Source organism: Lutibacter oceani (genome assembly GCF_003384935.1).
GTDB lineage: Bacteria > Bacteroidota > Bacteroidia > Flavobacteriales > Flavobacteriaceae > Lutibacter > Lutibacter oceani.
Genome location: NZ_QTTQ01000011.1, coordinates 417,394 through 432,582, shown reverse-complemented (window position 1 = coordinate 432,582; position 15,189 = coordinate 417,394). Strand labels below are relative to the sequence as shown.

At 30.2% G+C, this 15,189-nt stretch carries 14 protein-coding genes; 6 read left to right on the top strand and 8 right to left on the bottom strand.

Annotated elements, in window-relative coordinates; translation table 11 throughout:
• Window positions 1–405: 405 nt before the first annotated feature.
• On the top strand, window positions 406–996 hold the full coding sequence (locus tag BX611_RS11240; RefSeq protein ID WP_115881258.1) for a hypothetical protein: 591 nt from the start codon (window positions 406–408) through the stop codon (window positions 994–996).
• A gap of 57 nt (window positions 997–1,053) precedes the next feature.
• On the opposite strand, the gene BX611_RS11235 is transcribed toward BX611_RS11240, so the two are convergent.
• The 8 genes from BX611_RS11235 to BX611_RS11200 form a co-directional block, all read right to left on the bottom strand.
• Window positions 1,054–1,536 carry a dihydrofolate reductase gene (locus BX611_RS11235; protein ID WP_115881256.1) on the bottom strand — a complete coding sequence of 161 codons (483 nt, stop codon included), beginning with the start codon at window positions 1,534–1,536 and terminating at the stop codon, window positions 1,054–1,056.
• 8 nt (window positions 1,537–1,544) lie between these two features.
• Complete coding sequence (locus tag BX611_RS11230; protein ID WP_115881254.1) at window positions 1,545–1,934, bottom strand: 2TM domain-containing protein; 390 nt, start codon at window positions 1,932–1,934, stop codon at window positions 1,545–1,547.
• A gap of 10 nt (window positions 1,935–1,944) precedes the next feature.
• Complete coding sequence (locus BX611_RS11225) at window positions 1,945–2,151, bottom strand: hypothetical protein (protein WP_115881252.1); 207 nt, start codon at window positions 2,149–2,151, stop codon at window positions 1,945–1,947.
• 38 nt (window positions 2,152–2,189) lie between these two features.
• On the bottom strand, window positions 2,190–3,014 hold the full coding sequence (locus BX611_RS11220) for a thymidylate synthase (protein WP_115881250.1): 825 nt from the start codon (window positions 3,012–3,014) through the stop codon (window positions 2,190–2,192).
• Between the two features lie 60 nt (window positions 3,015–3,074).
• Entirely contained in the window at window positions 3,075–4,469 is a 1,395-nt protein-coding gene (locus BX611_RS11215; RefSeq protein WP_115881248.1) for a NupC/NupG family nucleoside CNT transporter, read from the bottom strand.
• Between the two features lie 15 nt (window positions 4,470–4,484).
• On the bottom strand, window positions 4,485–5,096 hold the full coding sequence (locus BX611_RS11210; protein ID WP_115881246.1) for a bifunctional nuclease family protein: 612 nt from the start codon (window positions 5,094–5,096) through the stop codon (window positions 4,485–4,487).
• Window positions 5,097–5,185: 89 nt separating this feature from the next.
• Window positions 5,186–6,148 carry an electron transfer flavoprotein subunit alpha/FixB family protein gene (locus BX611_RS11205; protein WP_115881244.1) on the bottom strand — a complete coding sequence of 321 codons (963 nt, stop codon included), beginning with the start codon at window positions 6,146–6,148 and terminating at the stop codon, window positions 5,186–5,188.
• 35 nt (window positions 6,149–6,183) lie between these two features.
• Window positions 6,184–6,930: an electron transfer flavoprotein subunit beta/FixA family protein gene (locus tag BX611_RS11200; RefSeq protein ID WP_115881242.1), complete on the bottom strand. Its 747-nt coding sequence runs from the start codon at window positions 6,928–6,930 to the stop codon at window positions 6,184–6,186.
• A 175-nt stretch (window positions 6,931–7,105) separates the two neighbouring features.
• On the opposite strand from BX611_RS11200, the gene BX611_RS11195 reads away from it, so the two are divergent.
• From BX611_RS11195 to nhaA, 5 genes are all read left to right on the top strand, one after another.
• Complete coding sequence (locus tag BX611_RS11195) at window positions 7,106–8,086, top strand: pyruvate dehydrogenase complex E1 component subunit beta (RefSeq protein ID WP_115881240.1); 981 nt, start codon at window positions 7,106–7,108, stop codon at window positions 8,084–8,086.
• A 59-nt stretch (window positions 8,087–8,145) separates the two neighbouring features.
• Complete coding sequence (locus BX611_RS11190) at window positions 8,146–10,641, top strand: DUF5686 family protein (RefSeq protein ID WP_115881238.1); 2,496 nt, start codon at window positions 8,146–8,148, stop codon at window positions 10,639–10,641.
• A 69-nt stretch (window positions 10,642–10,710) separates the two neighbouring features.
• Complete coding sequence (locus tag BX611_RS11185) at window positions 10,711–11,244, top strand: inorganic diphosphatase (RefSeq protein ID WP_115881236.1); 534 nt, start codon at window positions 10,711–10,713, stop codon at window positions 11,242–11,244.
• 124 nt (window positions 11,245–11,368) lie between these two features.
• Window positions 11,369–13,774, top strand: coding sequence for a sodium-translocating pyrophosphatase (locus BX611_RS11180; protein ID WP_115881234.1), 2,406 nt, complete (start codon window positions 11,369–11,371; stop codon window positions 13,772–13,774).
• 109 nt (window positions 13,775–13,883) lie between these two features.
• A complete protein-coding gene (gene nhaA, locus BX611_RS11175; RefSeq protein WP_115881232.1) occupies window positions 13,884–15,188 on the top strand; it encodes a Na+/H+ antiporter NhaA in 1,305 nt (434 codons plus the stop codon).
• Window position 15,189: the final 1 nt, after the last annotated feature.

The window sequence follows — 15,189 nt, the reverse complement described above, 5'->3', positions numbered from 1 at the left end:
CAATTTAGGTGTGAATATAACATATAAAATAAGAGGTGTAAAGTTCTTTAAAAAATTGCATAAAAAAGCAGTTTTAGATTTTCAGCTTTTATAATTTAATGTAATAAGCTAATAATTAAAAAGTAAATTTTAATAATTAGTATTTTTTGGATTTTGCAATGGTAAAATTGAAAAATAAACTATTTCATTGTATCAGAAATAGTTATGAGAGTTTTTGAGTATAATTTTATTTTTATAAAATATAAAATTATTTAAAATTCACATAAAAATATACTATATTAACTTAATATTAAATTAACATTTACATGAAGGTTAAAAAAGTATATAAATGTGAAAATTTTGGGGCAGTATCATCAAACTTTCCAATCTATATTTGTACCATACTAATTTTAAAAATTATTTATTATGAAAAATTTAATGAAAAGAAGTTTATTGATTATCACATTTTTTACAGTTTCAATTTCAATGGCTAATAATAACGATCCAGGTATTAAAGTTAATTTAATTGAAAACAAACTAATCCAGTTGACTCTTAGTGGAGATTCAGATGTTTTTGAAATTTCTGTAAGAGATAATTATGGGGTTTTATTGCATAAAGAAAATTTGCAAAGTGATAATAACTCAAAAAAATATGACTTAGCCAACTTACCAAATGGTAATTATTTTATGGAAATAGAAAGTTCAACTAAAATAAAGGTAATTCCTTTTAAAGTATCTGCTAAATCTGTCGCATTAAAAAATGATGATGAGATTATACACTTTAAGCCAACTATAAGAAAAACGGAGGATATTGTTTATGTTTCAATGTTAGCCTTAAATAATGAAAAACTTGAGGTTTTACTTTACGATATGAATAATAATTTACTGTACAGTGAAACTTTACAAGATAAAGAAATTTTAGAACGTAAACTTAATTTAATGAACCTTAAATCTGGAAGTTATAGTATGATTTTAAGAAGTAATGGAAAAGCATTTTATGAAACAATTAAAATATAATATAAGTTAGAGTTTATAACATAGTTTGTTAAAAGAGGTCTTTTTAAGGCCTCTTTTTTATTTCCTCTCAAAAGTTACAAAACTGAAATTATATTTATTTTTTTCATCAGCTTTAAAATCTTCTCTAGATGTCTCTTTCCAAATTTTAGTATCTATAACTGGGAAAAATGCATCGGCCTCAAATTTGTGATGTACAAAAGTTAAATCTAATTTATCAGCAATTTCCATAGCCTGTTTGTAAATTTCAGCACCTCCTAATATGTAAGGATTTTCATCATTTTTAGATGCTTCAATTGCTTTTTTTAATGAGTTTACTACAATACAACCTTTTGCACTATAATTTTTATTTCGTGTAATAATAATAGTTGTTCTGTTTGGTAAAGGTTTACCTAAAGATTCAAAAGTTTTTCTACCCATAATTATATGGTGATTAAGAGTTACTTGTTTAAATCTTTTTAAGTCTGCAGGTAAATGCCAAATTAACTGATTGTCTTTTCCTAATGCATTGTTTTCTGCTATTGCAGCTATAATTGTAATCATTTGTTTTTTTAATTGCTTGGCGGGTTTTCCTTTTTTTTTAACTCTGTTGCATATTGTTCGCTTTCAGCTTTTAATTTTGCTTCATGAGCTATTTCTTTTTCAAGTTTTGCAATTTTTAACTCTTGCTTAAGAACTAACTTTTCTGTTTGTTTGCGTTCCCAATCTTTTCCCATAAATTTTTTTGTTACAAAAACATTTATAAAATGAAGTGCCCATATAAATAGCCATAAAATTATAGCCCAAACAAACCAATCATATTGCTCCTCTACTTTTAAAACTTTATTAATAACGATTAAAAAAACGGATCCAATTAAAAAAACAATAAAATGTAAATACAACCGTCTCTTTTGTTTGATGCGGTTTCGAGCATTTTCATATAATTCGTGTTGATCAGTCATAAAAAAGTTTTTACATACTTTTAACCCATTCTTTTATATAATCGGTAAAATCTTCAGTTTCATTAGTTTGCATCAATTTTTCATTCGCAAATGTCAAAAAATTTAAAATATTTTTGTCAGATGTATTAAACAGAACTTCAATAGATTTTAACAAGTCAACATCGTCAATTTCTATAATTCTTTGAATAATTTTATTTTTTAGTTGTAAAGAATCCATATTATTTTTTATTAATAAACGCTTTCTTTTAGGTAATATTACACTGAAACTACACCTTTAATATGCGGATGCGGGTTGTAATTTACTAAGGTAAAATCTTTAAAATTAAAATCAAAGATATTTTTAATGTTTGGGTTTATTTCCATTTGTGGTAATGGTTTTGGCTCTCTAGATAATTGGAGTGCAATTTGTTCACTGTGATTGCTATAGATATGTGCATCTCCAAAGGTGTGAATAAAATCTCCGTAACCTAAATCGCAAACCTGAGCCATCATCATAGTTAATAAAGCATATGAAGCAATATTAAACGGAACACCTAAAAAAATATCTGCACTGCGTTGATATAACTGACAGGATAATTTACCATCAGTTACATAAAATTGAAAAAATGCATGACATGGCGGTAAAGCTGCTTTTCCGTTTGCAACATTTTCTGAAAAAGAAACCGAAGTATCTGGTAAAACACTTGGGTTCCATGCTGTAACTAACATGCGTCTGCTATCAGGATTTGTTTTAATAGTATTAATTACTTCGGTTATTTGGTCTATACCTTCGCTGTTCCAATTACGCCATTGGTGACCATAAACGGGACCTAAGTCACCATTTTCATTTGCCCAGGCATCCCAAATTTTTACACCATTTTGTTTTAAATATTCAATATTTGTTTCTCCTTTTAAAAACCACAAAAGTTCATAAATTATGGATTTTAAATGTAGTTTTTTTGTAGTTACCATTGGAAAACCTTCGCTTAAATTAAAACGCATTTGATATCCAAAAACACTCTTTGTTCCAGTTCCTGTTCTATCTTCTTTTACCGTTCCATTTTCTTGAACGTGTTTTATTAAATCTAAATATTGTTTCATTAATTTAAGTTTAAAAGTTAAAAGCAATTCTAATTCTCCCCTTCGGGGGTTAGGGGGCTTTTACCCAATAATCATTCCTGCAATGGTTGCTGAAAGTAGCGAAGCTATTGAGCCACCAATTAATGCTTTCATACCAAATTCTGATAATGTTTTACGTTGGCCAGGTGCAAGAGATCCAATTCCTCCAATTTGAATTCCTATTGAAGCAAAATTTGCAAAACCACAAAGCATATAGGTAGCCATTATCACAGATTTATTATAGGTAAAATGTGTTATGTTAGCTACGTTTTTAAGTTCAGCAAGCTGAATATATCCAACAAATTCGCTAGCAGCTAATTTAACGCCTAACAGCTGTCCCATAAGCATTATATCTTCTTTTGCAACTCCAATTAACCACATTAAAGGAGCAAAAATTGTTCCTAAAATTGATTCCAGTGTAAATGTTTGATATGGAGTATTTGCCGCCATCCAATCATTTAAATTTGTAACGTTTCCAACCCAACCCAAAATACCATTTATCATAGCTATTAAAGCTACAAATACCAGAAGCATTGCTGCAACATTTGCAGCCAATTTTAAACCTTCAGTTGTACCATTTGCAATAGCATCTAAAATATTTGAACCTATTTTATCTTGAGACACATTAACATCGGTATTTATAGATTCAGTTTGAGGATATAATATTTTTGAAATTACAATGGCTCCAGGGGCTGCCATAACAGATGCCGCTAATAAATGTTTAGCAAACTGCAAACGTAAAACAGGGTCATTTCCACCTAAAAAACCAATATAGGCAGCTAAAACACCACCTGCAACAGTTGCCATACCTCCAATCATTACTAATAATATTTCAGAACGATTCATACGTTCTAAATATGCTTTTATCATTAAAGGAGCTTCAGTTTGTCCTAAAAATATATTTCCGGCAACAGATAAACTTTCTGCACCTGAAATATGTAGTAGCTTGGTGAGTAACCAAGCCATTCCTTTAACAATAAGCTGAATTATTCCTAAGTAAAATAATAATGAAGTTAATGCTGAAAAGAAAATAATAGTAGGCAAAATTTGAAAAACAAAAATAAATCCATAGGATTCGCTATTCATTAAACCGCCAAATAAAAATTCACTTCCTGCAGCAGTATAATCTAAAATATTTGTAAAAATACCTCCAACAAATTCAAAAATAGCTTGAACAAAACCAATTTTTAAAACTCCAATTCCAATTAGTAATTGTGCTGTTAAACCAGCTCCAACAGTTTTCCAATTAATAGCTTTACGGTTACTGCTAAATAAATAAGCAATAAATAATAATGAAATCATTCCTAAAGCGCCTCTCCATAAAGAAGTTATTGAAAATCCTTGATTTTCTATTATGGAATTTGAAATTGTTTCTTGAGCATTTATGGAAGTTAAACTAAAAAGCAATAAGGCAAACACGCCAATTTTTTTTATCATATTTAGTAAATGTTATTAGGAAGTACGTTTGTTGATTTCATCACGAATTTTTGCAGCCAATTCGTAATCTTCATTTTGTACGGCTTTATCGAGTTTTTCATTTAATTGTTTCAAGGTGTCTTTTGAAAAAGTTGATTTTTTTGTAGGTTCAGGCTCTTCAATTAGCTGCTCAATTCCTAAATCATCTTCTTCACCTGCACTTAATTCATCTTTCATTTTTAAATAAATACCAGCTTTATCTAAAATGTTTTCATAAGTGAAAATAGGTGCATTAAATCTTGTTGCTAATGCAATGGCATCAGAAGTCCTTGTATCTATAATTTCTTCAATTTTATCACGTTCACAAATTAAACTTGAATAAAAAACACCATCAACCAATTTATGAATAATAACTTGTTTTATAATAATGTTAAACCTATCGGCAAATGTTTTAAAAAGGTCATGTGTAAGTGGTCTTGGAGGTTTTATTTCTTTTTCTAAAGCAATTGCTATTGATTGTGCTTCAAAAGCACCAATAACTATTGGTAAAGTTCTGTTTCCATTTACTTCACTTAAAACCAATGCGTAAGCTCCACTTTGTGTTTGACTGTAAGATATTCCTTTAATATTTAGGCGTACTAAACTCATATGTTAAAATTAGCAAAAAAGGCTGTCTAATCAAAGGACTTTTAGTCCAAAAATTAGACAGCCTTATAATGAGGCACAATTTAATAAAATTATGCGTTATTTGCTTTAAATTCTTTTAACTTTTCAATTAATTTTGGAACTACTTCAAAAGCATCTCCAACAATTCCATAGTCTGCAGCCTTAAAAAATGGGGCTTCTGCATCTGTATTAATAACAACTTTTACTTTTGATGAATTGATACCTGCTAAATGCTGAATTGCGCCTGAAATTCCAATTGCTATGTATAAGTTTGATGCAACAGGTTTTCCTGTTTGTCCAACGTGTTCACTATGAGGTCTCCAGCCTAAATCTGAAACTGGTTTTGAACAAGCTGTAGCTGCTCCTAAAATTGAAGCTAATTCTTCAACCATTCCCCAATTTTCAGGGCCTTTTAGTCCTCTTCCTCCTGAAACAACTATATCGGCATCGGCAATAGTTACTTTACCTGTAGTTTGTTCAATTTTTTCAGAAGTTAAATTACTAGTTTCTATTTCTGGAGAAAATGCTTCCATAACACCGGAAACTTCATTTTCAAAAACTCCATAAGAGTTTTTGGCCAATGCAATTACTTTTATATCTGTTGAAATTTCACAATTACTAAATGCTTTGCTTGAAAAAGCTTTTCGCTTAACTATAAAAGGTGAAGTTGAACTTGGTAAAGCCATAACGTTACTAGCATAACCTGCATTTAAATTAACTGAAACAAGTGGCGCTAAATATAAACCATTCGCATTTGAATCAATAATTACAACTTGGGCATTTTCCTTTTCAGCAGCTTGTTTAACAACATTTGCATATATTTTTGCATTAAAAATTACTAATGCATTGTTTGTTACTTGTAATACTTTTTCAGCACCATATTTATAAAGTGTTTCGTTTTCAGTAGCATTAATAGTTAATACTACTAAATTTGTTCCTAATTGCTCAGCAACTTTTTTTCCGTATGAAGTAAGTTCAAACGAAGATTTTTTAAATTTTCCTTCCGATGATTCGGCAAAAACTAAAACTGACATATTTTTTATATTTTGTTTAATCGTTGAACTATTTATTAAATAACTTTTGCTTCGGTATGAAGTAAATTCACCAATTCACCCACATTATCAGCGTCAATCATTTTACAAGATGATTTTGCTTCTGGTTTTTCAAATGAAACAGATGCTGTTCCTGCTTCATTATTTATTGGGTCAACAACAGTAAGCGGTTTTTTACGAGCCATCATAATACCTCGCATATTAGGAATACGTAAATCTTTTTCTTCAACCAAACCTTTTTGTCCGGCAATTATTAAAGGTAAATTACAGGATAAAACTTCTTTTCCACCATCAATTTCTCTTGAAATAGTAGCTTTTTCTCCTTCAATTTCTAGACCAATACAGGCATTTACAAAATTATAATCTAATAAAGAAGCTACCATTCCTGGAACCATTCCTCCATTATAATCAATAGATTCTTTTCCAGCTAACACTAAGTTATATGCACCATTTTTAACAACTTCAGCCAATTCTTTTGCAACAGCAAACCCATCAATTGCTTCTGTGTTTACTCTTATAGCATCATCAGCTCCAATAGCTAAAGCTTTACGCAAAGTTGGTTCAGTTGAAGCGTTCCCAACATTTACAACTGTAATACTTGCGCCTTGTTTTTCTTTAAACCACATGGCTCGGGTTAAAGCAAACTCATCATAAGGATTTATAACAAATTGCACGCCATTACTATCAAATTTTGTGTTATTTTCTGTAAAATTTATTTTTGAAGTAGTATCTGGAACGTGACTAATACAAACTAATATTTTCATTTTATTAATTATTTGGATTTTTTATATAAATTTAATGACTTATTCATTTAATTTTTACGAATATACTACTTTTTTTTAAAAATACTATGCACGCATAGTAAAATTTTATAAAGTATTATTTTTTTGATAGTAAATTTAGAATTGCTTACTTTTGCAATTCGTTAAAAAAGATATAATGAAAACAATACAATTTAGAGAAGCTATTTGTGAAGCAATGAGCGAGGAGATGCGTAGAGATGAGTCAATTTTTTTGATTGGTGAGGAAGTTGCAGAATATAATGGTGCATACAAAGCGTCAAAGGGAATGTTAGATGAATTTGGAGCTAAAAGAGTTATTGATTCTCCAATTGCAGAATTAGGTTTTGCCGGCATATCGGTAGGATCTGCAATGAATGGAAATAGACCAATTGTAGAGTTTATGACTTTCAACTTTTCATTAGTTGGTATAGATCAAATTATTAATAATGCTGCAAAAATTAGACAAATGTCTGGTGGACAGTTAAATTGTCCAATTGTTTTTAGAGGACCAACAGGTTCTGCGGGACAATTAGGAGCAACACATTCACAAGCCTTTGAAAATTGGTTTGCAAATACTCCTGGTTTAAAGGTAATAGTTCCTTCAAATCCTTATGATGCAAAAGGCTTATTAAAAGCTGCAATTAGAGATGATGATCCAGTAATTTTTATGGAATCTGAACAAATGTATGGAGATAAAGGAGAAGTTCCAGAAGGAGAGTATGTTTTACCAATTGGTGTAGCTGATATTAAAAGAGAAGGTACGGATGTAACAATAGTTTCTTTTGGAAAAATAATTAAAGAGGCATATAAAGCTGCAGAAATTTTAGAAAAAGAAGGAATTTCTTGTGAAATTTTAGATATGCGTACTGTAAGACCAATGGATTTTGAAGCAATTTTTACTTCAGTTAAAAAAACTAACAGGTTGGTTATTTTAGAAGAGGCTTGGCCTTTTGCAAGTGTATCTTCAGAAATTACATTTCAAGTTCAGGAAAATGTATTTGATTATTTAGATGCGCCAATTAGAAGAATTACAACAGCAGATACACCAGCACCATATTCTCCAGTATTATTAGAAGAATGGTTACCAAACTTTAACGATGTTGTTAAAGCGGTTAAAGATGTAATGTATATAAAATAAAGGCATAATATTTGCGTTAATAATTCCTTTCAAGTGCTACTTGAAAGGATTTTTTTATTATGAGAAGAATTTTAAAAATTATAAACATCCTCTTTTTATTCATTTTTTCTGTTGGTTTTTCCCAAGTTAAAATTAGTGGTGTTGTTTTAGATGAACAAAACCAAACTATTCCATTTGCAAATATTCTTTTTGTAGGTTCAACAACAGGTACAGTTTCAGATGAAAATGGTAAGTTTTATCTAGAAACAGAAGAAAATTTCAATCGAATTGAAGTTTCTTTTTTGGGTTTTGAAACCAAAATAATTTCAATAAAAAGTAGAGATTTTAATTTAAAAATTATTTTAAAGGAAGAAGCTTCTCAATTAGATGAGGTGTTTATTTATAGCGGTAAAGTTAAGAAAAAGGGAAATCCGGCAATTGAAATTTTAAAGAAAGTTTGGGCTAAAGAGCGTCAGAATGGAATCTACTTATTTGATCAATATCAATACGAAAAGTATGAGAAACTAGAGTTTGATATGAATAATGTAGACAGTGTTTTTATGAAGAAGAAACTGTTTAAAGGAATGGAGTTTGTTTTTAATAGTATTGATACATCTCGTATTACTGGAAAAGCATTTTTACCAATTTTTATAAATGAATCTGTTTACAATTCCTTTGGTAAAAATAAAGGCGGTCAAAAACTGCGCGAAGATTTAGTAGCTAATAAAAATTCAGGATTTAATTCCAATCAAAATGTAATTGCTTTTATAAAAGATTTGTATGTAGATTATAATATATATGATAGCTATATTAAAATTTTCGACAAGAGTTTTGTGAGTCCCATTTCAAAAGCATCTGGAATTTCAACCTATAATTATGTGTTAACTGATAGCGCATATATAGATAATAAATGGTGTTACAATATTTTATATTATCCAAGACGAAAAAGTGAACTTACTTTTAAAGGAGATTTTTGGGTAAACGATTCTACGTTTGCAATTAAAGAAATTAATATGCAAGCAAACAGAAGCGCCAATATAAATTGGGTAAAAGATATTTATATTGAGCAAGAGTTTGATGTATTAAATGACTCTGTATTTTTATTGAAACGAGATTATATGTTGTCTGATTTTAGTTTGAATAAAAAAGACAAATCTAAAGGTGTTTACGGTAGAAGAACTACTATGTATAAAGATTATAAGTTTAATCAACAAAAAGATGCAGGCTTCTATAATGAAGAAATAAATGTATATGATGAAAAAATTTATAACAAAGCCGATGATTATTGGAGTGAAAGCAGGCAAGAAAAATTAAATGAAAATGAGTTAGGCATCTATAAAATGTTAGATACACTAACAACCGTTCCAAAGTTTAAACAAATTTATAATGCCATTTCAATACTGGGTTCAGGATATATTGAGTTTAATAAGTTTGATTTTGGATCCATATATTCTACAATAGGTAAAAATGATGTAGAAGGTTTGCGCTTAAGAGTTGGAGGAAGAACTTATTTAGGAGGAAATGAACCTTGGCGTATACAAGGTTATACAGCATATGGTTTTGATGATGATAAGTTTAAATACGGAATGTCAGGAAAGTGGATGGTGAATCCGAAAAGTAGGTTTATAATTGGTGGAGGAAATAGACGTGATGTTGAGCAAATTGGAGTTAGTTTAACAACCACTAATGATGTTTTAGGTAGGAGTTTTGCATCTTCCTCATTTTTTGCTAGTGGAGATAATAGCAAATTAACTTCAATAAATTTGTCTAATTTCTTTATGTCAATAGAACCAAAAAACAATTTGCAATTTAAAATTGGAGCATCTTACAGAACTTTAGAATCAGCTTCTCCTGGTACATTTAATTTAGATTATTGGGTTGATAAGGAAAATGATATTAAAAAATCTGATGTAATTCAATCTGAAATAGACTTTTCAATTAAATATACTCCAGATAGAAAAACAATTGGTTATGGTGTTGAAAGAAATGAAGTTACGGATACTTATTCAACTTGGTTTTTAAATTATTCACAAGGAATAAAAGGGGTTTTTAATAGTGATTTTGATTACCAGAAAATTCAGTTTTATTATAGACAACCAATATTAATTGGTGGTTTTGGAAGAATGTTTACCACTTTTGAAGTGGGTAAAACCTTTGGAGAAGTTCCGTTAGGTTTGTTAAATGTTGTCCCTGGAAATCAATCTTATTTTACAATTGAAAACACGTATTCACTGTTAGATTATTATGAATTTGTAACTGATACTTATGCTTCACTTCATATTGAACATAATTTTAATGGAAGATTCTTATCTAGAATTCCCTTGTTAAGAAAACTTAATTTAAGAGAAATTGTGGGAGTTAAAGGTGTATGGGGAGAAATTTCAGACAAAAATTTAGCATTAAATGCCTCGAATATAAATTATATAGCTCCCAATAAGCCTTATTATGAATATAGTGTTGGAATAGGAAATATATTTAAAGTTTTTAGGATTGATTTTAGTTGGAGAGGAAATTATAAGGATGTGCCAGATGCAAATAAATTTGCAATAAAAGGAGCATTTGGATTTCATTTTTAAAAATCATCTTAAATTAACCACGCTAACAGTATGAATTTTGTACTTTTGCATTAAATTAAAAAATAAAGAATGACTGCTAAATCAAAAAAACAAGTAACATTTGATGTGTTAATAGAAATACCAAAAGGAAGTAGAAATAAATATGAATATGATTTTGCTTTGCATAAAATCAGGTTTGATAGAATGTTGTTTTCATCAATGATGTATCCTGGTGATTATGGGTTTGTTCCAGAAACTTTAGCATTAGATAAGGATCCTTTAGATGTATTGGTTTTAGGTACTGAGCCTTCATTTCCAATGGTTGTGATGGAAGTGAGACCAATTGGTGTTTTCCATATGACTGATGAAAAAGGACCTGATGAAAAAATTATTTGTGTACCAGTTTCTGATCCAATTTGGAACAATAGAAATGATATTCATGATTTAAATCCACATAGATTAAAAGAGATTGAACATTTTTTTCAAGTTTATAAAGATTTAGAAGAGAAGAAAGTTGATGTTGGAGGTTGGGGTAATGCGGAAGAAGCAATTCAAATTTACCATGAATGTGTGGAGAGATACGAGAATAGTGAGCATAAAAAGAAAAGAACTTTCACTATTTAGTTGTAAAATAATTTACTAATAAAAAAAGCCAGATTTAATATATTAAAGCTGGCTTTTTTTATCACCCATATTTTACTATTTTTAGACCAACTAAAAAAAATTAATTAAACCTAACAATTATCAAATGGAATTAATAGTAAATTATTTACCCTTATTTGGGGTTTTAGCACTTGTATTTGTTTTTATTAAAAACTCTTGGGTATCAAGACAAGACGGAGGGAGTGTAAAAATGCTTAAAATAGCAAAACATATTGCAGATGGTGCAATGTCATTTTTAAAAGCTGAATATAAAATTTTAGCAATTTTTGTATTAGTTGTTGCTATTTTATTGTATCTCAAAGGAACTTATGATGTAGGTTCACATGGAATGGTCGCAATATCATTCATTGTAGGAGCTATTTGCTCAGCCCTAGCTGGTTTTATTGGAATGAGGGTAGCAACAAAAGCAAATGTTAGAACAACACAAGCAGCAAGAACATCTTTAGGGAAAGCATTGGAGGTTGCTTTTGCAGGTGGTGCTGTTATGGGATTAGGAGTTGTTGGTCTTGGAGTTCTGGGGTTAAGTACTTTATTTATGGTATACCAAATTATGTGGCCAGGAACTGAAAATATTCCAATGGTATTGAATGTACTTTCTGGATTTTCATTAGGGGCATCATCAATTGCACTTTTTGCGCGTGTTGGTGGAGGTATTTATACAAAAGCTGCCGATGTGGGAGCTGATTTAGTTGGAAAAGTTGAAGCTGGTATTCCTGAAGACCATCCTTTAAATCCTGCAACTATTGCAGATAATGTTGGTGATAATGTTGGTGATGTGGCTGGAATGGGAGCCGATTTATTTGAATCGTATGTAGGTTCAATTATTGGTACTATGGTTTTAGGAGCTTTAATTATTACCCCAAATTTTGGAGGATTAGGAGCTGTTTATTTACCGCTGGTATTAGCAGCAGTTGGTATAGTTATGTCTATTATAGGTACATTATTTGTGAAAGTTAAAGATGGTGGAAGCCCACATAAAGCACTAAATTTAGGTGAATTTGGATCTGGACTTTTAATGGTAATAGCTTCTTATTTTATTATTGCCCAATCAGGTTTGTTACCAGATAGTTGGATCTCTGATGGAATTAATTATACAGCAATGGGTGTTTTTTATGCAACTTTAGCTGGATTAATTGCTGGTTTTTGTGTTGGAAAAGTTACCGAGTATTATACAGGAACTGGTACGAAACCCGTAACTTCAATTGTTGAACAGTCAGAAACAGGTTCAGCTACAAATATTATTGCTGGCTTAGGAGTTGGAATGATGTCTACAATGTTTCCAATATTATTAATTGCTGCAGCAATTATGGTTTCTCATTATTTTGCTGGTTTATATGGTATTGCAATTGCTGCCGTGGGTATGTTGGCAAATACTGGTATTCAGTTGGCGGTTGATGCTTACGGACCAATTTCTGATAATGCTGGTGGTATTGCTGAAATGGCCGAATTGCCAAAAGAAGTTCGTGAAAGAACAGATAAATTAGATGCTGTTGGAAATACTACTGCAGCTATTGGTAAAGGATTTGCAATTGCTTCTGCAGCTTTAACTGCTTTGGCATTGTTTGCAGCATTTATGAAAACAGCTAAAGTAACTTCAATTGATGTTTCTCGCCCTGATATTATGGCTGGCTTGTTAATTGGAGGTATGTTACCATTTGTATTTTCTGCTTTATCTATGAAAGCTGTTGGGCGCGCTGCAATGGCAATGATTGAAGAAGTACGTCGTCAGTTTAAAGATATTCCACAATTAAAAGATGCTTTAGAAATTATGCGTAAATATGATTCTGATATGTCTAAAGCTTCTGAAGAGGACAGAAAAATATTTGATGCTGCCGATGGATATGCTGAATATGAAAAATGTGTAGAAATTTCTACTGAGGCTTCTATTAGAGAAATGGTGTTGCCTGGTTTATTGGCTCTAGCAGTTCCAGTAATAGTTGGATTTGTGGGAGGAGCAGAAATGTTAGGAGGTCTTTTAGCAGGAGTTACAACTTCGGGAGTTTTAATGGCAATTTTTCAATCTAATGCAGGTGGAGCTTGGGATAACGCTAAAAAAATGATTGAAGAACAAGGTAAAAAAGGAACTGCTGCTCATAAAGCTGCAGTTGTAGGTGATACTGTGGGAGACCCATTTAAAGATACTTCAGGTCCTTCATTAAATATTTTATTAAAATTAATGTCGGTTGTAGCATTGGTAATTGCTCCAAGTATTGCTTTAGATGCTGTTGATGTTAATGCATATGTGAAAGAAAAAGCTGCTACTGAAATGGTTGCTAAAGAAGTTACTAAAGAAGTAAAAGTTGAAATGGTGAAAAATGAAGATGGTACAGTAACTGCAACTGTTATTACAACTATCACCGATAATGGAGAAATAGTAACTGAAGAAAAAGTTTTTGAAGGAACTGAAGATGAAGTAAAAGCTAAATTAGAAACATTAAAAGATGTTGAAGTTAAAGTAAATAAAATTGAAGAAGTTATTAAAAAAGAATAATATAATTTTATTTTGATTATTAAAAAGGCACTCATTTAGAGTGCCTTTTTTAATTAAAAATTTTTAATAAATCGTATATTTAGGTATTATTAATCAATTAAAAAGTTAAATGAAATTTATTAGCAATTCTTTAAAGCATTTTATTAAGCTAGAAACTTCATCGAGTATTATTTTATTTTTAGTATCAATTATTGCCATTGTTTGGGCTAATTCATCCTATGGCTACATCTATGAAGATTTATGGCATCATAAGTTTACCATTGGTTTTGCAGATACAAATTTTCATTTATCTAAGTCATTAATTTTATGGATTAATGATGGGTTTATGGCTATTTTCTTTTTTGTAATAGGTTTGGAAGTAAAGCGAGAAATTTTGGTTGGAGAATTAACAACACTACGAAAAGCTTCGCTGCCAATTTTTGCTGCAATAGGAGGAATGTTGTTTCCGGTTCTTATTTTTTTATTGTTAAATAAGGGAAAAGCAGGAGTTGAAGGTTGGGGAATTCCAATGGCAACGGATATTGCATTCACATTAGGAATTTTAAAGTTATTAGGAAAGCGTGTGCCATTAGGACTTAAAATATTTTTAACTGCATTTGCAATTGTAGATGATATAGGAGCAGTTTTAGTAATTGCTATATTTTACAGTGCTAATATTCAATGGGATTTAATAACATATGCAATGCTGTTATTTGGTGGGGTATCATTTTTAAGTTATAGAAGAATCTATTCTAAATATTTTTATTTTTTAATTGGATTTTTTGTTTGGTTATTATTTTTAAAGTCAGGTATTCATCCAACAATTGCTGGAATTTTAATGGCATTTACAATCCCAATTCATAGAAAAGTAGATATGTCAGAATATTTGGATGCAATAAAAAAACAATTGTCAATTTTTCAGAAAAATAAAACTACTTCAAATCAATTATTGACTAATGAACAAATTCAGGCAGTTGACGCTATTGAGAATTGTTCAGAAAAAGTACATGCTCCCTTACAGCATTTAGAACATACTTTACACGGTTGGGTTTCGTATTTAATTATGCCAATTTTTGCCTTGGCAAATGCAGGTGTTGTTATTAGTTTTAATGGGTTAGGAGGTTCAAGTCATGTAATTTTTAACATTGCTTTAGCTTTGGTTTTAGGGAATACTTTTGGAATTTTATTGTTAAGCTATATTGGAGTGAAATTGAAACTTGCAGATTTACCTAAGGGAACTAATTTTATGAATTTATTAGGTGTTAGTTTATTGGGAGGTCTTGGTTTTACAATGTCCTTATTTATTGCAAATCTTGCATATACAACTGAAAGTTTAATTGCAGCTTCTAAAATGGGAATTATTATTGGATCGTTAGTTGCAGGTTTATTAGGGTATTTAGTATTAAGGTTTTCGTTAGCGACTAAGAAACAATAAC